Annotated in this window: 18 protein-coding genes; 10 read left to right on the top strand and 8 right to left on the bottom strand. The window is 63.2% G+C overall.

The window, feature by feature from the left end; genetic code table 11:
- Window positions 1-32 precede the first annotated feature (32 nt).
- The 4 genes from soxB (at window position 33) to Q0799_RS13140 (ending at window position 4,226) form a co-directional block, all read left to right on the top strand.
- Window positions 33-1,754, top strand: a complete 1,722-nt coding sequence (gene soxB / locus Q0799_RS13155; protein WP_298399104.1) for a thiosulfohydrolase SoxB — start codon at window positions 33-35, stop codon at window positions 1,752-1,754.
- Complete coding sequence (locus Q0799_RS13150) at window positions 1,754-2,365, top strand: rhodanese-like domain-containing protein (protein ID WP_298399101.1); 612 nt, start codon at window positions 1,754-1,756, stop codon at window positions 2,363-2,365. The genes soxB and Q0799_RS13150 overlap by 1 nt, the downstream gene beginning before the upstream one ends.
- 141 nt (window positions 2,366-2,506) lie before the next feature.
- Complete coding sequence (locus Q0799_RS13145) at window positions 2,507-3,859, top strand: FAD/NAD(P)-binding oxidoreductase (protein ID WP_298399099.1); 1,353 nt, start codon at window positions 2,507-2,509, stop codon at window positions 3,857-3,859.
- 19 nt (window positions 3,860-3,878) lie between these two features.
- Entirely contained in the window at window positions 3,879-4,226 is a 348-nt protein-coding gene (locus Q0799_RS13140) for a DUF5368 domain-containing protein (RefSeq protein ID WP_298399096.1), read from the top strand.
- Between the two features lie 4 nt (window positions 4,227-4,230).
- On the opposite strand, the gene Q0799_RS13135 is transcribed toward Q0799_RS13140, so the two are convergent.
- From Q0799_RS13135 to aceK, 6 genes are all read right to left on the bottom strand, one after another.
- Window positions 4,231-5,283 (bottom strand): YeeE/YedE family protein, encoded by a 1,053-nt coding sequence (locus tag Q0799_RS13135; RefSeq protein ID WP_298399094.1) that lies wholly within the window; start codon window positions 5,281-5,283, stop codon window positions 4,231-4,233.
- A gap of 8 nt (window positions 5,284-5,291) precedes the next feature.
- A complete protein-coding gene (locus Q0799_RS13130; RefSeq protein WP_298399092.1) occupies window positions 5,292-6,515 on the bottom strand; it encodes a methyl-accepting chemotaxis protein in 1,224 nt (407 codons plus the stop codon).
- A gap of 77 nt (window positions 6,516-6,592) precedes the next feature.
- Window positions 6,593-7,963, bottom strand: a complete 1,371-nt coding sequence (locus Q0799_RS13125) for an NAD(P)(+) transhydrogenase (Re/Si-specific) subunit beta (protein WP_298399090.1) — start codon at window positions 7,961-7,963, stop codon at window positions 6,593-6,595.
- Window positions 7,960-8,247 (bottom strand): NAD(P) transhydrogenase subunit alpha, encoded by a 288-nt coding sequence (locus Q0799_RS13120; protein ID WP_028994620.1) that lies wholly within the window; start codon window positions 8,245-8,247, stop codon window positions 7,960-7,962. The genes Q0799_RS13125 and Q0799_RS13120 overlap by 4 nt, the downstream gene beginning before the upstream one ends.
- The gene (locus Q0799_RS13115) at window positions 8,247-9,374 is read right to left on the bottom strand and encodes an NAD(P) transhydrogenase subunit alpha (RefSeq protein WP_298399087.1); all 1,128 of its coding nucleotides are present in this window, start codon (window positions 9,372-9,374) and stop codon (window positions 8,247-8,249) included. The genes Q0799_RS13120 and Q0799_RS13115 overlap by 1 nt, the downstream gene beginning before the upstream one ends.
- Before the next feature lie 133 nt (window positions 9,375-9,507).
- On the bottom strand, window positions 9,508-11,289 hold the full coding sequence (gene aceK, locus Q0799_RS13110; protein ID WP_298399085.1) for a bifunctional isocitrate dehydrogenase kinase/phosphatase: 1,782 nt from the start codon (window positions 11,287-11,289) through the stop codon (window positions 9,508-9,510).
- Between the two features lie 197 nt (window positions 11,290-11,486).
- Here aceK and Q0799_RS13105 point away from each other — a divergent pair, with 197 nt between their 5' ends.
- The 5 genes from Q0799_RS13105 to Q0799_RS13085 all read left to right on the top strand — a co-directional run bounded on the left by Q0799_RS13105 (window position 11,487) and on the right by Q0799_RS13085 (window position 17,445).
- The gene (locus Q0799_RS13105; RefSeq protein WP_298399083.1) at window positions 11,487-13,727 is read left to right on the top strand and encodes an NADP-dependent isocitrate dehydrogenase; all 2,241 of its coding nucleotides are present in this window, start codon (window positions 11,487-11,489) and stop codon (window positions 13,725-13,727) included.
- A 180-nt stretch (window positions 13,728-13,907) separates the two neighbouring features.
- Complete coding sequence (icd, locus tag Q0799_RS13100; protein ID WP_298399081.1) at window positions 13,908-15,149, top strand: NADP-dependent isocitrate dehydrogenase; 1,242 nt, start codon at window positions 13,908-13,910, stop codon at window positions 15,147-15,149.
- 26 nt (window positions 15,150-15,175) lie between these two features.
- The gene (locus Q0799_RS13095; RefSeq protein WP_298399080.1) at window positions 15,176-15,436 is read left to right on the top strand and encodes a hypothetical protein; all 261 of its coding nucleotides are present in this window, start codon (window positions 15,176-15,178) and stop codon (window positions 15,434-15,436) included.
- Between the two features lie 19 nt (window positions 15,437-15,455).
- Window positions 15,456-16,253: a glutamate racemase gene (murI, locus tag Q0799_RS13090; RefSeq protein ID WP_298399078.1), complete on the top strand. Its 798-nt coding sequence runs from the start codon at window positions 15,456-15,458 to the stop codon at window positions 16,251-16,253.
- Window positions 16,246-17,445 carry a CaiB/BaiF CoA-transferase family protein gene (locus Q0799_RS13085; protein WP_298399076.1) on the top strand — a complete coding sequence of 400 codons (1,200 nt, stop codon included), beginning with the start codon at window positions 16,246-16,248 and terminating at the stop codon, window positions 17,443-17,445. Before murI ends, Q0799_RS13085 begins: the two co-directional genes overlap by 8 nt.
- On the opposite strand, the gene Q0799_RS13080 is transcribed toward Q0799_RS13085, so the two are convergent.
- A complete protein-coding gene (locus Q0799_RS13080) occupies window positions 17,442-19,070 on the bottom strand; it encodes a methyl-accepting chemotaxis protein (RefSeq protein ID WP_298399073.1) in 1,629 nt (542 codons plus the stop codon). The two genes, Q0799_RS13085 and Q0799_RS13080, sit on opposite strands and share 4 nt — an antisense overlap.
- A gap of 96 nt (window positions 19,071-19,166) precedes the next feature.
- Complete coding sequence (locus Q0799_RS13075; RefSeq protein ID WP_298399070.1) at window positions 19,167-19,703, bottom strand: energy transducer TonB; 537 nt, start codon at window positions 19,701-19,703, stop codon at window positions 19,167-19,169.
- Window positions 19,704-19,786: 83 nt separating this feature from the next.
- On the opposite strand from Q0799_RS13075, the gene Q0799_RS13070 reads away from it, so the two are divergent.
- Window positions 19,787-20,788: an ankyrin repeat domain-containing protein gene (locus Q0799_RS13070; RefSeq protein WP_298399068.1), complete on the top strand. Its 1,002-nt coding sequence runs from the start codon at window positions 19,787-19,789 to the stop codon at window positions 20,786-20,788.
- Window positions 20,789-20,822 lie beyond the last annotated feature (34 nt).

The following is a 20,822-nucleotide window of genomic DNA, read 5'->3' as shown; positions in this document are numbered from 1 at the left end:
TGCCCCGCGCCGGGTTTTTTTGGGAAACACACATGAGCATGAATCGTCGTGAATTTCTTCAGGTGCTGGCGGTTGCGGCTGCCGGTGGCATGTCGCTGCACAGCGAGTTTGCAATGGCCGAGAAGGGGGCTGCCAAGTTGTACGACCTGCCGAAGTTCGGCAACGTCAGCCTGCTGCACATCACCGACTGCCATGCCCAGTTGAACCCCATCTATTTCCGCGAACCGAGCGTCAACCTCGGCTTCGGCGAGCAGTTCGGCAAGGTCCCGCACCTGGTCGGCGACCGTCTGCTCAAGCACTTCGGCTTCAAGCCGAACACCATCGAGGCGCATGCCTACACCTATCTGAATTTCGAGAAAGCCGCCGAGACCTACGGCAAGGTCGGCGGCTTCGCGCACCTGGCGACCCTGGTCAAGCGCATGAAGGCGCGCAACCCGGGGGCGCTGCTGCTCGACGGCGGCGACACCTGGCAGGGTTCCGGCACCGCGCTGTGGACCAATGCCCAGGACATGGTCGATGCCTGCAAGGCGCTCGGCGTCAATGTCATGACCCTGCACTGGGAAGCCACTTACGGCGAGGCGCGGGTCAAGGAAATCGAGGAAAAGGACTTTGCAGGCGTCGTCGACATCGTCGCCCAGAACGTCAAGACAGCCGATTTCGGCGATCCGGTGTTCAAGCCCTACGTGATCAAGAACATGAACGGTGTGCCGGTCGCCATCGTCGGCCAGGCCTTCCCCTACACGCCGATCGCCAACCCGCGCTGGCAGGTGCCGAACTGGAGCTACGGCATCCAGGAAGAGAACATGCAGGCAGTCGTCGACGAAGCCCGCGCCAAGGGCGCCCAGGTCGTCGTCGTGCTGTCGCACAACGGCATGGACGTCGACCTCAAGATGGCCTCGCGCGTGCGCGGCATCGACGCCATCATGGGCGGTCACACCCACGACGGCATGCCCGCGCCGGTGGTGGTCAAGAATGCCGGCGGCCAGACGCTGGTCACCAACGCCGGTTCCAACGGCAAGTACCTCGGCGTGCTCGACTTCGACGTGAAGAACGGCAAGATCGCCGGTTACCGTTACAAGCTGCTGCCGGTCTTCGCCAACCTGCTGCCCGCCGACAAGGCGATGCAGGCCTTGATCGACAAGGTCCGCGCCCCTTACCTGGGCAAGCTCAACGAGCAACTGGCGGTGACCGAAGGCACGCTGTACCGCCGCGGCAACTTCAACGGCACTTTCGACCAGGTCATCGTCGATGCGCTGATCAAGGAAAAGGATGCCGAAATCGCCTTTTCGCCCGGTTTCCGCTGGGGCACCTCGCTGCTGCCGGGGCAGCCGATCCTGATGGAGCACGTGCTCGACCAGACGGCGATCACCTACCCGTGGACGACAGTGACCAACATGAGCGGCGAGATGATCAAGACCGTGCTCGAGGACGTCTGCGACAACCTGTTCAATCCCGATCCCTACTATCAGCAGGGCGGCGACATGGTCCGCGTCGGTGGCCTGCAGTACACCTGCAACCCGACCGCCAAGGCCGGCCAGCGCATCAGCAACATGATGCTGCGCGGCCAGTTGATCGATCCGGCCAAGACCTACAAGGTCGCCGGCTGGGCGCCGGTCTCGGAAGAGGCCAAGAATGCCGGCGAACCGATCTGGGAACTGGTCGCCCGTTACCTGCGCGACGTCAAGACGCTGAAGCCGGTCGAACTGAACATGCCGAAGCTGGTCGGCGCCGAAAACAATCCGGGGATTGCCTGATGAAATCGATGAAATTCGCCCTGGCCGGCCTGGCGCTGGCTTTTTCCGTCAATGCATCCGCCGCCGATTGGGCGCCGGGCAGCACGAACTGGTCGACCCTGCCGGAAATCAAGGTGACCAAGCTTGCCCTTTACCTGACGCCGAAGCAGGCGCACGACATGAAGTCGGCCAATCCCAAGGGCGTTGCCCTGTTCGATGTGCGTACCCGCGCCGAAGCGATGTATGTCGGCATGGCGAGCACGGTCGACGCGCTGGTGCCGTTTGTCGAACATCAGGAAATCATGAGCGACTGGGACGAGAAGCGGACGATGTACAGGCTTGAACCGAACCAGGACTTCGTTCCTGAAATCGAGCGCCGCATGGCCGAACTCGGTTTGGGCAAGGATGCACCGGTGATCCTGCTGTGCCGCTCCGGCGACCGCAGTTCCAGAGCAGCCGATCGCCTGCAGGCGGCGGGTTTCACCAAGGTGTACAGCGTTCCCGAGGGATTCGAGGGCGATCGCGCCGGCGATGGTCCGAAGAAGGGGCAGCGTGTGGTCAATGGCTGGAAGAATGCCGACCTGCCGTGGAGCTATCGTCTGGAGAAGGCCCGGATGTATTTCCCCCGCTGATCTGCGGGCGTAAGACAAAGCGGCAGGCGGCCGAAACTGGATTTGTCGCCATGCCGCTTTTCTTGGAGAATAAAATAAGAACATTCTAATCTTGTGATTTGCTAACGGGCGGTGCTTCGCCCAATCAGGGAAGGAGAAGATATGTACAAGGACGCACTCGCGAAAGCGATTGAGGATGTCGGCCAGAAACCCCTGGATCGACGTTCGTTCCTGATGCTCGGTGCTGCCGGCGCCGGCTCGTTGTTGCTGGCGCCCGGCAACGCCGGCGCGGCCCCGAGGATCAAGTCTTCGGCGCGCATCGTCATTGCCGGCGCCGGTGCAGCCGGCCTGGCGGCGGCTTCGCAACTCGCGGCGAAGCTCGATGGTGCGAAGATCACCCTGATCGATGCCCGCAAGGAACATTTCTACCAGCCGGGATTCACGCTGGTTGCCGCCGGCATCAAGGCGTCGCCGTATGTGGTGTCGACCACCCGGGAGTACGTGCCGGGCGGTGTCGAACTGGTCGAGGAGCGGGTGGCCGAGTTCGATCCGGAAGGGAACAAGGTGGTGACCGAAAGCGGTGCCGTCCATGCCTACGATTTCCTGATCGTCGCTACTGGCTTGAAGCTCGATTACGCAGCCATTCCCGGTATGGAGGTCGAGCAGATCGGTAACAACGGCCTGGGCAGCATCTACCACAGCCCGGCCAAGGCCGAGGCGACCTGGCGGGCCATGTCGAACTTCGCCGATACCGGTGGCGTTGGTGTCTTCCTGCGTCCGGGAACCGAAATGAAGTGCGCCGGCGCACCGTTGAAATACACCTTCATTACCGACGATCATTTGCGCCGTCGTGGCAATCGCGGCAAGGCCGAGCTGATCTACAACGCCAACAACAAGGCCTTGTTCAGCGTGCCCATCGTGCACGAGAAGGTCCGCATGCTGTTCGGCGAGCGTGGGGTCAAGGTCAATTACGAGCGCGTGCTGGAGTCGATCGATATCGGCAAGAAACTGGCCGTGTTCAAGACGCCGGTCGGGCCGGTCGAGCAGCAATACGACTTCATCAACGTCATTCCGCCGATGCGGGCGCCGGATTCGGTGCGCAACAGTCCGTTGCCGTGGCAGGAAGGCGGCTGGGCCAAGGATGGCTGGATCGAGGTGGACAAGCACAATCTGCGGCATGCCCGTTACGACAACGTGTTCGCTGTCGGCGACGTGGCCGGGGTGCCCAAGGGCAAGACGGCGGCCAGCGTCAAGTGGCAGGTGCCGGTGGCGGTCGATCATCTGGTGGCGAGCATCGCCGGCAAGGAATCGGAAGCCCATTACAACGGCTACACCTCGTGCCCGCTGATCACCCGCCTGGGTCAGGCGATGCTGATCGAGTTCGACTACAAGGACAACCTGACGCCGTCCTTCCCCGGCGTGATCGCGCCGCTGGAGGAGTTGTGGATCAGCTGGGTGATGAAGACCATGGCGCTGAAGCCGACCTATATCAGCATGTTGCGCGGCCGCGCCTGATTTCTGGAGGAATGCAAAGATGAAAGAACTCGATCCGCTGGTCTTCCTGGCCGTTTTCCAGGAAATGCTCGGTCCCTTGCTGTGGGTGATGCTGCTGGTCATCGTCGTCGGTACGGCCGCCTTCATCGCCTTGTTGCTCAAGGAGAGGACCATCAACTCGCGGCGCCTGGTGCGGGCCGAACTGGCCGGCCTGGTCGGCGGCGTGCTCGCGCTGGTGCTGATGGCCAAGGTCTCGTCGTCGGGCTTTACCGATGCCGGCGGTCCGGCCGACTGGTTCCTGATTGCGCTGGTTTTCGGCCTGGGTCTGGCCGGTACGGCGATCCTGGTTTATACCGTTCTGGGTTGGCGCAAGCCGGCCGCGCAGTAAGCGCTCAGCGCGCCGGCCGGTCGACCATAGCGTCGGCCAGGCCGGCGCCCGCCCACATTCCGATCAGCGAAATCCAGGCGGTCAGCGCGAACACCGCCGCGCCGGACACCCCGGCGCCGACGGCGCAGCCGCCGGCCAGCATGCCGCCGAAACCCATGCACAGCGCCCCGGCGATGTAGCGGCGCATGCTGTGCCCATCCTTGAAGCCTTCGAGCTTCAGTTCGCGCCCCCACAGTGCCGCCAGGAAGGAGCCCAGGACCACGCCGGGCACCAGGCCGATGTCGAAATCCCAGGGCTGCCCCGGCGCCGACAGCACCAGCATCAGCACGTCGGCCGACGGGCCGGTGAAACTCAGGCTTTGCACCGGCATGATCTCGTCGAAGGATTGGCTGGCGACCTGGTAAGTCAGCAGCCAGGCAATGGCCACCATCACGCCAACGCCGATGCCGCCGCCCCATTCACGCAGGCTCAGGCGCGTTTTGCGGGCGAAATGGATGGCTGCGGCCAGCCACAACAGCCCGAACAGGATGCCGCCGATGTGACCCAGATGGGCAAAAGCCAGCAGGTCGCGGGCGCTGCCGTCGATGGTCAGCCAGCCGGAAATCCACAGGCGCAGTGGCGACAGCATGCCGCTCAGTGAAGCCTGGGCAGTGACGGCGAAAATCAGCCCGGTGAGCAGGGCGCGCAGGTTGCCGTTGGCGGCCAGCACCAGCATGCGCGACGAGCAGCCGCGCGCGAGGATCATGCCGATGCCGAACAGCAGCCCGCCGACCAGGGCGCCGGAGATGCTGCCGCGGGCCGAGAGCTGGCGGGCTTGCGAGACGTCGAGCCAGCCGCCGACGATGAACCCCTGGGTGACGATGACGGCGGCGGAGAAGGCGAGCAGCCAGATGACCAGTTTGCCGCCGGGTTCGCGTCGCCAGAATTCGACCACGGCCGAACGCAGGCAGAAACGCGAACGCTGGGCAAAGATGCCGAAGAGGATGCCGATCAGCAGTCCGGCCAGCGTGATGACGGTTTTTTCACCCAGGCTCTCGAGCAGATCGGTCAGGTTCATCGGGAAAGTCAGAACAGTTCGATATCCCCGTCGCCCTGCTTGTTGCCGGCGCTGAGGGTGCGACTGCGCAAGGCGTCGCTCTTCACATGCGAATCGACCAGCAGTTCGACCAGTCGCTGGCTGCGCTTGCGGAAGCGCTGGATGCCGTCGCTCTCGTCCTGGTCGTTGTGCAGGCTGAGGAAGGCGTGCATGTATTCGCCGACGTTGTCGGTGCGCTGGCCGATGCGGTTGATCATCTGGGTGACGATGTCCTCGAACTGCATGGCCATGACGCCTTCCTGCGTCAGGTCGCGCATCTGTTCGGTGACGCTGGCGATGTTGCTCGAATGCTGGCGCGCCTTTTCGGTCAGTTCCATCAGTTCGGCGCCGAGTTCGCTGAGCGTGGCCCGCGAGCGGTCGGCAATGCTCAGGTCGATGTGGCTGGCGGCCTCGACCCGCTGGCCGACGTCGCGCAGCGATTCGAGAATGTCGTTCAGGGCGTTGCGGATATCGACGTTGAATTCGCCGGTACGTGCGGCCAGGGTGCGTACCTCGTCGGCGACCACGGCGAAGCCGCGGCCCGCTTCGCCGGCCCGGGCAGCTTCGATGGCGGCGTTGAGCGCGAGCAGGTCGGTCTGCTTGGTGATGCCGGTAATGTCGTTGAGCGTATTGGTGATGCGTCCGACCTTGTCCTGCATCTGGTTGAAGCTTTCGGCGACGCCCTGGCTGGTGCTGCGCAACTGATCCATCTTGCCGACGAATTCGGCGATCAGCGTATTGGTTTCGTCGAAGAACCGCTTGAGCCCGGCCTGTTCGGCGGCGTGGCTGTCATCCGAACCGGTCATGCTGAGCATTTCGTTGATCAGCGAACCGAGGATTTCGCGCTGGTTGTTCGATTGCGATTCGAGACCGGTCAGGCTGCCCGACAGGCGGTCGACCGAACTGCGGATCAGTGCCTGAGCTTCGTGCATTTCCTTTTCCAGCGAAGAAAACTGCAACTCGGCATGGGCCATGGCTTCGTTGGAGAGTACGTGATATTCCGACATGACCGCGGTCAGTTCGTTGACGTAACCCTTCTGTCTTTCCTTCCAGCGTTCGCGCTCGCGGATCGACAGCAGTCCGCCGGCGAGCAGCATGACGGCAATCAGCAGGAACCAGTAACCGGGCAGCGGTCCGGCAGTCAGTGACCATGCCCAGAGGATCAGCGCCACCAGTGCGCTGCCCCGGATCAGGAGATCGTCTATTCTTTTCATTGTTGTAAACCCCGGATGAAGCGGCAATCCCGGCATTGTACGGGGATGCCGCTTGTCCGGATATGGCCTGGATCAAATCAGGCCAGGGTTTTCAGGTGCTGGATGATTTCGCCGGCCACCGGCTGTGCGTCGCCGTAAAGCATGCGGCAATTGTCGGTGTAGAACAGCGCGTTTTCGATGCCGGAATAACCGGTGCCCTTGCCGCGTTTGACGACGATCACATTCTGCGCCTGGTCGGCGTTGAGAATGGGCATGCCGTAGATCGGGCTGGCCTTGTCGCTGCGCGCACTCGGGTTGACCACGTCGTTGGCGCCAATGACCAGCGCCACGTCGGCCTGGCCGAACTCGCCGTTGATTTCCTCAAGGTCGAAAATCTTGTCGTAGGGCACGCCGGCCTCGGCCAGCAGCACGTTCATGTGGCCCGGCATGCGCCCGGCGACCGGGTGGATGGCGAACTTCACCTCGACGCCCGCTTCTTCGAGAATCTCGGTCATTTCCCAGATCTTGTGCTGGGCATGCGCGACCGCCATGCCGTAGCCGGGAACGATGATCACCTTGCCGGCGTAACGCATCATCGCCGCCGCATCGAGCGCCGACAATTCCTTCATCGTGCCGTCGATGGCCTCGCCGCCACCGCTGGCCGCCAGCGGGGTGAACAGGATGTTCGACAGCGGCCGGTTCATCGCCTTGGCCATCAGTTGCGTGAGCAGCGTGCCGGCGGCGCCGACGACGATGCCGGCGATGATCAGCGCCGGGTTGCCCAGGACGTAGCCTTCGAAACCGACGGCCAGGCCGGTGAAGGCATTGAACAGCGAGATCACCACCGGCATGTCGGCGCCGCCGATCGGCAGGGTGACGATCAGCCCGAGCACCAGTGCGACAAAGAAGAACGCGATCACCAGTTCCGGCTGTTGCGGGGCCAGGGCGATGACGGCCAGGCCGAGACCGACGGCGACCAGTGCCAGCACCACGTTGACCGCATTCTGCGCCGGCAGGCGGTAGGCCTTCTTCAGGATGCCCTGCAGCTTGGCCCAGGCGACGCACGAGCCGGTAAACGACACCGCGCCGATCAGTGCGCCGAGCACCGCCAACGTCGTCGCCACCAGGCCGTGCATTTCGCCCTTGGCGAATTCGACGGCGGCGATGGCCGCGGCCGCACCGCCGCCCATCCCGTTGTAGATGGCGACCATCTGCGGCATGTCGGTCATCTTGACCTTTTGCGCTGAAATCCAGGCGGCACCGCCGCCGACGACCAGCGCCAGGGCCATCAGACCGAGGTTCTGCAGACCGGGGATGAGGAAGGTGGCGGCGATCGCCAGCAGCATGCCGTAACCGGCGATGACGATGCCGCGCCGGGCCGAGGTCGGCGAACTCATGCCCTTGAGGCCGAAGATGAACAGCAGGGCGCCGGCGAACCAGGCGCCCTGGACGTAGAGCGGGGCGGTCATTGGCCGTTCTCCTTCTTCTTGAACATGGCCAGCATGCGTTCGGTGACGACGTAGCCGCCGGCCGCGTTGGCGGCGCCCAGGGCGACGGCGAAGAAACCGATGGCCTGCTGCAGCGGTGTCTCGGCCATGCCGAGGACGAGCATGGCACCGACGACGACCACGCCGTGGATGAAGTTGGAGCCGGACATCAGCGGCGTGTGCAGGATCACCGGGACCTTGGCGATGATCTCGTAGCCGGTGAAGGCGGCGAGCATGAAAATGTAGAGTGCGAGCAATCCGTCCATCAGGCGTCTCCCAGGATTTGTCTGACTGCGGCGTGGACGGTGGCGCCGTCGCGGCACAGCACGGTGCCGGCGACCACTTCGTCGTCCCAGTCGATGCGCAGTTCGCCGTCCTTGATCCACGGCGAGAGGAAGTTGTAGAGATTCTTGGCGTACAGCTCGGAGGCGTGCGTCGGCATGCGCGACGGCAGGTTGAGCGGGCCGTGGATGTTCACGTCGTTGGCGACGACGTGTTCGCCCGGCTGCGTCAGTTCGCAGTTGCCGCCCGATTCGGCGGCCATGTCGACGATGATAGCGCCGTACTTCATGCGCCCGACCATGTCGCGGGTGATGATCACCGGCGCCCGCTTGCCCGGAATGGCGGCGGTGCTGATGACCACGTCGGCGGCGGCGATGGCCTTGGTCAGCCGTTCGGCCTGGGCGGCCTTTTCCTCGGCCGTCAGTTCGCGCGCATAGCCGCCGCTGCCGTCGGCGGAAACGCCGGTATCGACGAACTTGGCGCCGAGCGATTCGATCTGCTCCTTGGCGGCGGCACGGACGTCGTAGGCTTCGACCATGGCACCGAGGCGCTTGCAGGTGGCGATCGCCTGCAGGCCGGCGACGCCGGCGCCGATGACGAGCACGCGCGCCGGGCGGATGGTGCCGGCGGCGGTGGTCAGCATCGGGAAGAACTTGGTGCACCGGGCGGCGGCGATCAGCCCGCACTGGTAGCCCGAGCAGGCGCCCTGGCTGGACAGCGCGTCCATGCTCTGGGCGCGCGAGATGCGCGGCAGCAGTTCGAGGGCGAAGGCGGTGATCTTGCGGGCGTTCAACGCGGCCAGCCGCTCGCGGCTCTCGAAGGGTTTGAGCAGGCCGATCAGCATTGCGCCGTCCGGCATGGCGGCGATTTCGTCCAGGCTCGGCGGCGTCACCCGCAGGATCAGGTCGGCGTTGGCGTAGGCTTCGGGCAGGCCGGGGGCGAAATCGACCTCGGCATAGTCGGTGTCGAGGAAATGGCTTTGCGCACCGGCGCTCTGCTCCATCCGCAATCGCGCGCCGAGCGCGGAAAACTTCTTGGCCGTTTCAGGAACCAGTGCCGTCCGGCATTCGCCTTCAGCACGTTCCCGAGCCAGCGCCAGGGTCAGCGGCATGCTCGCTCTCCTTATCATGAGTCATTGCTGGGTTAATTTTTCCCGACAAAGATAAGGGCTTTGTTACTCCTGAAATAGTCAGGATTGCTGAAGCCACGGATCAGCGATTGCTTATGAATGAATGCAGCCCGGTTCAGGCCTCGTTGTTGACGGTCGGCCGGCTGTGGATGAAGCGCAGTTCCTCCGGGTAGGGGAAGAAATCCTCGACCTGCCCGGCCCGGATGTTTTCCTGGGTTTTCTGCCAGAAGGCCGGGGTGAGCAGATCCTTGTGGTGTTTCATGAACAGCTTGCGCACCTGTGGCGAGCCGAGCAGGAAGGTGGCGAATTCCTCGGGGAAAACGTCGTTGCGCGCCACCGGGTACCAGACCTCGCCCGACATTTCCGTCTCGAAATCCGGGGCCGGCGGAATCTTGCGGAAGTTGATGTCGGTCATGTACTCGATTTCGTCGTAATCGTAGAAGACGACGCGGCCGTAGCGGGTGACGCCGAAATTCTTCCACAGCATGTCGCCGGGGAAGATGTTGGCCTGCGCCAGTTCGCGGATGGCGCTGCCGTATTCCTTGATCGCGTGCTCCAGGCCGTCGAGGTCGTTGGCCTTGTCCATGCGGTCGAGGTGGATGTTCAAGGGCTCCATCCGGCGCTCGATGTACAGGTGCTTGATGATCAGCTGTTCGCCGTCGATCTCGTAGCAACTGGGGGCAAGGCGTTCGAGTTCGTCGAGGATTTCGTCGTTGAAGCGGGCCAGCGGGAAGAGCACGTTGGAGAACTCCAGCGTGTCGGCCATCCGCCCGACGCGGTCGACCTGCTTGACCATCATGAACTTCCGCTTGACCGTGGCGCGGTCCATTTCTTTGGAACTGCCGAACACGTCCTTGATGATCTTGAACACGTAGGGGTAGGAGGGCAGCGTGAACACCAGCATGACCAGGCCGCGGATGCCGGGCGCCATGACGAACTTGTCCTGCGAATGGTGCAGGTGATAGATGAAGTCGCGGAAGAACATCGTCTTCCCCTGCTTGCCCAGGCCGAGCATGATGTAGATCTCGGAGCGCGGCTTGTTCGGCATGATGGCGCGCAGGAACTGGACGTAGCCAGACGGGACTTCCATGTCCACCATGAAATAGGCGCGCGACAGCGAGAACAGCAGGCCGATGCGCCAGCCGTCGAGCAGGATGGTGTCGAGGTAGAGCTTGCCGTCGTTGTCGTGCAGGACGGGAATGGCAAAGGGGTACTCGACGGCGCCGTTGATCGCCTTGCCGATGATGTAGGCGGCCTTGTTGCGGTAGAAGGCCGAACCGAGCACCTGGATCTGGAAATTGACCTCGCGCCCCGGCATGTGTTTCAGGGCGCGGCGGATGGCGTGGTAGACATAATTGACGTCGCGCTCCAGGTCGGCGAACGGGCGCTGCCAGTGGAAGTCGCGGACGATCTGGCGGATGGCGCCGCGCAGGCCGTCGGCTTCGGCGTAATAGCTGCGGTAGGTCGGCGCCTCGTCGGCTTCCAGGTTCTCGGTCGAGATGCTCGGGCGGACGAACAGGAAATCGTTGTGGAAATAGGTCCGGTGCAGGATCTTGGTCGTCACCGAGTTGAAGAAGGTTTCGGCCAGCTCCGGCTGCTTGTGGTTGAGCAGCAGGCCGATGTAGAGCAGCTTGACCTGCTGCCAGGTGGCATCGTCCAGGTGCTCGGCGTCGAATTCGGTGCGCAGGCGTTCGACGCATTCGTCCACCCGGTCGTCGTAGAAGCGGATGCGCTCCCGGACTGCCCGATGCACGCCTTGCCAGTCGCCCTTTTCGAAGCGGGTCTTGGCCTCGCGGCAGGTCTGGCGGAACAGCGTGTAATGGCGGTTGAAGCCCTGGATCAGCGCCAGTGCGATATGGTGGGCATTGGTGCCGTACAGTCCGACCGAAATCTTCATTGTTCTGTCTCCCGCTGCTGGCGGGGATTCTAGCATCGCGCCCGGGGTCTTTCGGGAGGCTCCGCACTGTGAAACAGCGTTTCATCGGTTGACCTGAACGGCGCCGTTGCGGATACTCCTGAGGCTTTGTAAGCACCGCGCAAGGGTGTCGGCGTATTGTCGACTTACATATCAAAACCATCCACCAAGGGGTTAGCATGTCCGCAGGCAAGTCCAAGATCATCTACACGCTCACCGACGAGGCGCCGCTGCTGGCGACTTGTGCCTTTTTGCCGATCATCCGCACTTTCACCGGGCCGGCTGGCATCGAGATCGAGAAGGCCGATATTTCGGTTTCCGCCCGCGTGATCGCCGAATTCTCCGAATTCCTCAGTGAAGAACAGCGGCTGCCCAACACCCTGGCCGAACTCGGCAAGAAGTGCCTGGAACCCGATACCAACATCATCAAGCTGCCGAACATCTCCGCTTCGGTGGCCCAGCTCAAGGCTTGCGTCAAGGAACTGCAGGACAAGGGCTACGCCATCCCCGACTATCCGGAAAATCCGACCACCGACGAAGAAAAGGCGCTCAAGGCCCGCTTCGGCAAGTGCCTCGGTTCGGCCGTCAATCCGGTGCTGCGCGAAGGCAACTCGGATCGCCGCGCCCCCGGTGCCGTCAAGAATTACGCCAAGAAGCATCCGCATTCGATGGGCGAGTGGAAGCAGTGGTCGCAGACCCACGTCTCGCACATGCATGCCGGTGACTTCTACCACGGCGAAAAGTCGATGACCCTGGACAAGGCCCGCGAAGTCCGCATGGAACTGATCGGCAAGGGCGGCAAGGTCACCGTGCTCAAGCCCAAGGTTGCCCTGCAGGCCGGTGAGATCATCGATTCGATGTTCATGAGCAAGAAGGCGTTGTGCGACTTCTACGAGAAGGAACTGGAGGACTGCCGCCAGGCCGGCATCCTGTTCTCGCTGCACGTCAAGGCGACGATGATGAAGGTCTCGCACCCCATCGTTTTCGGCCACTGCGTCAAGATCTACTACAAGGAAGCCTTCGAGAAGCACGCCAAGACCTTCGAGGAACTGGGCATCAACGTCAATAACGGCATGGTCGATCTGTACGAGAAGATCAAGACCCTGCCGGAGTCGAAGCGCGACGAGATCATCCGCGACCTGCATGCCTGCCAGGAACACCGTCCGCGTCTGGCCATGGTCGATTCGGCCAAGGGCATCACCAACTTCCATTCGCCGAACGACATCATCGTCGACGCCTCGATGCCGGCCATGATCCGTGCCGGTGGCAAGATGTGGGGCGCCGACGGCAAGCAGTACGACGCCAAGGCAGTCATGCCGGAATCGACCTTTGCCCGCATCTACCAGGAGATGATCAACTTCTGCAAATGGCACGGCAACTTCGATCCCAAGACCATGGGCACGGTCCCGAACGTCGGCCTGATGGCCCAGCAGGCCGAGGAATACGGCTCGCATGACAAGACCTTCGAAATCGCCGAAGACGGCATCGCCAACATCGTCGATAACGCCACCGGCGAAGTCCTGCTGACGCAGAACGTCGAGCAGGGCGACATCTGGCGCATGTGCCAGGTCAAGGATGCGCCGATCCGCGACTGGGTCAAGCTGGCCGTCACCCGCGCCCGCAATTCCGGCATGCCGGCCGTGTTCTGGCTGGACCCGTACCGTCCGCACGAGAACGAACTGATCAAGAAGGTCGAGACTTACCTCAAGGATCACGACACCACCGGTCTCGAAATCAAGATCATGAGCCAGGTCCGCGCCATGCGCTTCACGCTTGAGCGTGTTGCCCGCGGTCTCGACACCATCTCGGTGACCGGCAACATCCTGCGCGACTACCTGACCGACCTGTTCCCGATCATGGAACTGGGCACCTCGGCCAAGATGCTGTCCATCGTCCCGCTGATGAACGGCGGCGGCATGTACGAAACCGGTGCCGGCGGCTCTGCCCCGAAGCACGTCCAGCAGCTGACGCAGGAAAACCACCTGCGCTGGGATTCGCTGGGCGAATTCCTGGCCCTGGCCGTCTCGCTGGAAGAACTCGGCATCAAGGAAGGCAACGCCCGCGCCAAGCTGCTGGCCAAGACGCTCGATGCCGCCACCGGCAAGCTGCTTGACAACAACAAGTCGCCGTCGCCGAAGACCGGCGAGCTCGACAACCGTGGTTCGCAGTTCTACCTGGCCATGTATTGGGCGCAGGAACTGGCAGCGCAGAAGGACGACGCCGAACTGGCCGCCCACTTCGCCAAGCTGGCCAAGACCCTGGCCGACAACGAGGCGATCATCGTTGCCGAACTGAAGACGGTGCAGGGTAAGCCGGTCGATATCGGCGGCTACTACAAGGCCGATTCGGAAAAGTGCAAGGCAGTCATGCGTCCGAGCCCGACGCTGAATGCCGCGCTGAAGAGCATGCGCGCTGCCTGAACACCGGCAGGCGATTGAAGCGGAAAGCGAAGGCTGCGGCCTTCGCTTTTTTTTGCCCGTCGTGCGGGCTGACACCTTTCCTGCTTTGTTCCATAATGGCCCGCACTGCCGGTTCGCGGAGACCTCCGGACCGGCAAGCGGCCACCACGGCCGTTTTCATAACAACGCAAGGAGATGCCCATGACTTCTCACCTCAAGGTTCCGCAAGGGGGGGCGAAAATCGTTCCCGGGCAACCGACGCCGGACAATCCGATCATCCCGTTCATCGAAGGCGACGGTATCGGCATCGACATTACGCCGGTGATGATCAAGGTCATCGATGCGGCGGTCGACAAGGCCTACGGCGGCAAGAAGAAAATCCACTGGATGGAAGTGTATGCCGGCGAGAAATCGACGCGGCTGTACGGGCCGGACGAATGGCTGCCCAAGGAAACCTTCGACGCCCTGAAGGAATACTCGGTGTCGATCAAGGGGCCGATGACGACCCCGGTCGGTGGCGGCATCCGCTCGCTGAACGTGGCCCTGCGCCAGGAACTGGACCTCTACCAGTGTGTGCGCCCGGTGCGCTACTTCAAGGGCGTGCCCAGCCCGTTGAAACATCCCGAGCTGACCGACATGGTCATCTTCCGCGAGAACACCGAGGACATCTACGCTGGTGTCGAATGGGCCGCCGGCTCTGAGGGCGTGAAGAAGGTGGTCGATTTCCTGGTCAAGGAAATGGGCGTCCGCAAAATCCGTTTCCCGGAAAGCTCGGGTATCGGCATCAAGCCGGTGTCGGTCGACGGCACCCAGCGCCTGGTGCGCGCCGCCATCCAGTACGCGATTGCCAACGACCGCAAGTCGGTGACCATCGTGCACAAGGGCAACATCATGAAGTTCACCGAAGGCCTGTTCCGCGATGTCGCCTACAAGCTGGCGCAAGAGGAATTCGGGGCCGAGCCGATCGACGGCGGTCCGTGGTGCAAGGTGAAGAACCCGAATACCGGTCGCGAGATCGTGATCAAGGACTCGATCGCCGACGCTTTCCTGCAGCAGATCCTGCTGCGTCCGGCCGAGTACGACGTGATCGCCACCACCAACCTCAACGGCGATTACATCTCCGACGCGCTGGCTGCCCAGGTTGGCGGCATCGGCATTGCGCCGGGGGCCAACATCTCGGACAAGTACGCCTGTTTCGAGGCGACCCACGGCACGGCACCCAAGTATGCCGGTCTCGACAAGGTCAATCCGGGCTCGCTGATCCTGTCGGCCGAGATGATGTTGCGTCACCTCGGCTGGAAGGAAGCCGCAGACCTGGTCATCAAGGCCATGGAGGCCGCCATCGGCGACAAGAAGGTCACCTACGATTTCGCCCGCCTGATGGATGGGGCCGACGAACTGTCGTGCTCGGAGTTCGGCGATGCGATGATCGCCCGGATGTAAATTCAACAATCTTTCGAGGAATAGCCATGAACAAAATCATCACCCTGGGTTTGTCCTGCCTTTTTGCCAGCACGCTGGCGGTTGCCGCGCCGGTGGATTGCGAAGCGCAGGCCGTGAGCAAGGACGGCAAGCCGCTGGCCGGCGCCGCCAAGACCGCGTCGATCAAGAAGTGCGAGCGCGAGAACAAGGGCGCCGCGTGCGAGGCCCGTGCCATCGACAAGAACGGCAAGCCGCTGGCCGGTGCCGCCAAGGCCGCCTTCATCAAGAAGTGCGAAGCCGGGAACTGAGTCTGCCGCCCTCGTTTTTGTGTCGCAGTCTCAACCTATTGCCGTATTTGATTCCGGCCTCGGCGGTTTGACCGTGTTGCGCGCCTTGCGCGCACGGTTGCCGCACGAGGATTTTTTCTACTTTGCCGATACCCGCTTCCTGCCTTACGGGGACCGGCCCGAGGCCTTCCTGCGCGAACGCGGGGTGAGTATTGCCGAAGCCTTGCGCCGCCGTGGCGCCAAAGCCCTGGTGGTTGCCTGCAATACGGCCACGGCCGCTGCCGCGGAAGCGATCCGGGCGGCAGTCACGGGGCCGGTCGTGGCACTCGAGCCGGGGGTCAAGCCGGCGGTGGCGCTCAGCGGCAACAAGTGCATCGGCGTCCTGGCGACCACACGGACGCTGGCCAGCGAACGTTTCCAGCGTCTGGTCGGGACGCATGCCGCCGGTGCCCGGGTGATCGCCCAGCCCTGCCCGGGGCTGGCCGAGGCCATCGAAACCGAGGGGCCCGAAGGGGCGGGCGTGACGGCCTTGCTCGATACCTTTGTCGCGCCGCTGGCAGCGGCTTCGGTGGATGTGGTGGTGCTCGGCTGCACGCATTATCCCTGGGTCGCCGAAGCCATCCGCCAACGTCTGCCGGCGGGCACGCAACTGCTCGATACCGGCGAAGCGGTTGCCCGCCAACTCGAACGCCTGCTGCTGGCCGGCGGCTTGCAAGGCGGCGGCCAGGGGCAACTGACGGTGACCACCAGCGGTTCGCCGGCCAGTGTCCATGCCACCGTCGACCGTTTGTGGGGCGAACATCTGTCGGTCACGCACTGGGAGCCGGAACATGCCTGAGAGCCAGAAGCCGCTGGCCGGACTCAAGGTGGTCGAACTCGGCACCCTGATCGCCGGGCCGTTCTGCACGCGGATCATGGCCGAATTCGGCGCCGAGGTGATCAAGGTCGAAGCGCCTGGCGGTGGCGATCCGCTGCGCAAATGGCGCAAGCTGTACGAAGGTACGTCCTTGTGGTGGTACGTCCAGGCGCGCAACAAGAAATCGGTGACGGCCAATCTCAAGCATCCGGACGGGCGCGAGTTCGTCCGCCGGTTGATCGCCGGGGCCGACATTGTGGTCGAGAATTTCCGTCCCGGCGTGCTGGAAAAGCTCGGCCTGGGCTGGGAACAGCTCAAGGCCGATAACCCCGGCCTGGTCATGGTCCGCCTGTCCGGCTTCGGCCAGACCGGGCCGTACAAGGATCAGCCGGGTTTCGGCGCGGTTGGCGAATCGATGGGCGGTTTGCGCTACATCACCGGTTTTCCCGACCGGCCGCCGGTGCGTACCGGAATTTCCATCGGCGATTCGATTGCCGCCCTATGGGGGGCGATCGGTGCCTTGATGGCGCTACGTCACCGGGAAGTCAATGGCGGTGCCGGCCAGGTCGTCGATGTGGCGCTGTACGAGGCGGTTTTCGCGATGATGGAGTCGCTGGTGCCGGAATACGATGTGTTCGGTTTCGTGCGCGAACGGACCGGCAACATCATGCCCGGCATCACGCCGTCGAACACGCATACGACGCGTGACGGCAAGCATGTCACCATCGGTGCCAATGGCGATGCGATCTTCCGTCGCTTCATGCAGGCCATCGGTCGTCACGATCTGGCCGACGATCCCGGGCTCGCCGACAACGCCGGTCGCGATGCCCGGCGCGACGAAATCTACGCGCTGATCGACGCCTGGTGTGCCGGCCACGATGAAGCCGAGGTGCTGGCCCTGCTCGAACAGGCCGGCGTGCCCGCGTCGCGTGTCTATTCGGCGGTCGACATGTTTGCCGACCCGCAATTCATCGCCCGGCAGATGTTCCAGACGGCGACCTTGCCCGATGGCAAGCCCTTCCGCATGCCGGGCATCGTTCCCGCCCTGTCGGATACGCCGGGCAGCACCGAGTGGATCGGGCCGGCGCTCGGCGAGCACACCGATGCGGTACTCGCCGGGTTAGGCTACGACGCGGCGCACATCGCCAGGATGCGCGCCGAGGGGGCGGTCTAGACCTTGAAACGGCTGATCAGCTGCTTGAGATTGACGGCGATTTCCTGCAGTTGATGCGCGGTGCTGGCGGTGCCGCGTATGGTCTGGGTGGTTTCCTCGACCATGTTGGCAATCTGCTCGACCCGCTGGGCGATCGAGGTGCTGGCGCTACTTTGTTCCTTGGTCGCATCGGCCACTTCGCCGATGCGTTCGAGGGTGCGCCGGGCGCCGTCTTCGATGGCGCGCAGGGATTCCGACGCCGACGACGCCAGGGCAACCCCCTGCTGGACTTCCGGCAGGGCCGCGTTCATTGCTTCGACGGCGCCAACCGTATCGCCCTGGATGCCGACGATCATCTGCTCGATTTCGGTGGTTGCCAGCGATGTCCGTTCGGCCAGCTTGCGCACCTCGTCGGCGACGACGGCGAAGCCGCGTCCCTGCTCGCCGGCACGGGCTGCTTCGATGGCGGCATTGAGCGCCAGCAGGTTGGTCTGGCCGGCAATGTCCTTGATCACATTGGCGATGCTGGAAATCTGCTTGGCCCGTTCTTCGAGTGCGTGAATCCGGTTGGATGCATCGGAGACCGTTTCCGAAATCTGCTGGATCGCCTGCGAGGCCTGATCGACGCGGGCCGAGCCCTGACCCGAGAGTTCGACGGCGGCGACCGAATCCTGGGAGGTGTCGCGGGCGCTGTCGGAAATGTGGTTGGAGCTGACGGTCAGCTCCTCGATGGCCGCCGCCATCGCCGACGTGGCGTCCGATTGGTGCTCGGCCGCGCGCGCGACTTCCTCGGAGGCGGTGGCGATATGCTCGGCGTTGTCGACCAGGCGGTTGGCGTCGCTGTTGATTTCGCTGACCATCTTGCGTAGCGCCTGGGTCATGCCGCCGAGCGTATTCAGCATGCTGCCCGGCGGCGCCTGGTCGATGCTGGCGGTCAGGTCGCCGTTGGCGATGCGCTCCATGATCTCGCTGGCGGCCTTGGGCTCGCCGCCGAGCTGATTCAGGATGCTGCGGCTGACCAGGAAGCCGAACAGTACCAGGGTGGCGAGCAGTACCGTGGAAATGCTGCCGAGCAACCAGGCCACCTGGCGAAACTCCTTGTCCACATCGTCGATGTAGATGCCGGTGCCGACTACCCAGTTCCAGGGCGTAAACAGCGTCGTGTAGCCGAGTTTCGGTTCGGGCTTATTCTGTCCGGCACGCGGGAACCAGTAATCGACGAAGCCGCCGCCGGCCTTGGCCGCTGCGATCAGTTCCCGGATGATGTATTTGCCATGCGTGTCCTGCATGTCCAGCTTGTTCTGGCCTTCCAGCTTCGGGTTGCCGCCGTGCAGGAAATAGACGCCCTCGGTATCGAAACCGAAGTAATAGTCGTCTTCGCCGTAGCGCAGGTCGCGCAGGCTGTCGCGTGCTGCGTTCTTGGCGTCTTCCTCGGAAATCTTGCCGGCACTTGCCAGTTGGTGGTGATGCTTGACGATGCCGAGGGCGACCTCGACGATGTCCCGGGTTTTCTGCTTGCGGTCTTCCAGCATGCTGTCCTTGAGCTGGAACAGCGAAACCAGACAGAGAACGATCAGGCCGACCAGTGTCAGACCGATCAGGAGTTGCATGCGAGTGGCGACCCGAAGGTTGGCTAATGCGCTCATGTTGAATCTCCCTGACACAGATGTTTGTTTATTCCAGGAGAATATCAGTAAATCGTTCTCTGGCGAAATCTGCCAGATTTTACATCTTTATTTTTTTTACTGTTTGTATTTTAGTCGGAATCGTACGGGTAGCAAGGACTCAATTGGTGCGTCGGCCGGTAGCGAACGCAAGCGCCGTACCGCCCGCAGCGCGGCTTCGTCGAGCAGCGGGTGGCCGCTGCTTTCCTCGATCCGGGCGGCAACGACCTGACCGTTTTCATCCAGCATCAGCAGGACCAGGGCTTCGCCCTCCAGGCCGCGCCGGATGGCTTCTTCGGGGTAGAACAACCCCTCCCGCTGCTGGGCGGAAAACTGTTCGGAGATGGCCTGGGTCCAGGTTTTCCGGATCGGCTCGACGGCTTTCCTTGGAGGCGGCAGTTGTTTGCTTGCAGCCGTTGCCACCGGGGGGATTTCCGGTTCCGGTAGCAGGATTTCGGGTGCGGCCGGCAGCGCAGGCGCAAGGCGGGCTTGCAAGGGCGGCGGCTCGGGGGGCTTGACGACGGTGGGCTCCGTCCGGAGGTCGACGAACGGCAGCAGGTGCAACAGCAGGGATGCACCTAAGGCACCGAGGAGCGGGCGAAGCGTTCGTGACATGAGAGAATGGCGGCTGTCTGATTGAGGCAGGACCTTCGGTGAGCAAGATGCACAGGAAAATCGTTGCGGCAATGATAATCGGGATGGCGCTCGTTTGCCCCGCTCAAGCCCAGTGGTGGGGGAGCGGAGAGGTCAAGCTGCCCGACCCAGTGACTTTTGCCAACCAGATGGAGTTGGGCGATGTCAGAACCGCGACCGCCTGGCTGGATGCCGGCCTGCCCCCGGACTTCATGGGCAGCCGGATTGGTTCCGGCCTGATGATCGGCGCCTGGGAAGGCAATATCGAATTGATGCGCCTGTTCATCTCCCGCGGTGCCGACATCAATCTGCGCAACGCCAACGGCGAGTCGGCGCTGGCGCTGGCGGCCTGGCGTGGTCAAAAGACGGCGGCGCAGTGGCTGATCGAGCGCGGCGCGCGCATCAATGCCCCGGACAAGCACTGGTCTCCCCTGCATTACGCGGTTTTTGGCGGACACGAGTCGATGGCCGATTACCTGATGGAGCAGGGGGCCGATATCGAAGCGCGCACGACCAACGGTTCCAGCGTGTTGATGATGGCAGTGTACGAGGGGCATCAGGCGCTGGTGCGCAAGCTGATCGAAAAGGGGGCTCGCCGCGATATCCGTAACGACTGGGGCGACGGCGCCCTAGAGTGGGCGATGCGCAACAACAATCTCGGGGTTGCGCGCATGATTGCCAGTCCGGAGGAATTCAACATCGCCGTCAGCAAACCGCGTGAGACCTGGGGCACGCCCCAGGGGTCGCTGACCATGAGCAAGGAATTGACGGGGTTGCTCGACATGCGCAAGACGCTGGCTGAGCGCAACATGTCCACCGAGGCGATCGACCGGCGCATTGCTGCCGAGCGGGTTCGCCTGGTGCGCGAGCGCTTCGACCGTCCCGGGCCGCAACGGGCGGCGACGCTGGAGGTGACGGCAAGTCGCGATGCGCCGGAGCAACAGTCGGTGCGCGTGATCCGGAAGAATGTTGCCGATGCGCCGCAGGAGAAACAGTTCAAGGCACCCCCGGCGACCTATTTCGGGACGCCGAAAATGCCGCCCAAGGCACCGCTGCGCAATTACTGAGGCAGGTCTGCCCGCCGGTCGGATTGCCAAGCGC

The sequence above is a fragment of the uncultured Azonexus sp. genome, from assembly GCF_937982035.1.
GTDB lineage: Bacteria > Pseudomonadota > Gammaproteobacteria > Burkholderiales > Rhodocyclaceae > Azonexus.
The sequence above is the reverse complement of the archived record's forward strand: the minus strand, read 5'-3'. Positions and strand labels throughout refer to the sequence as shown.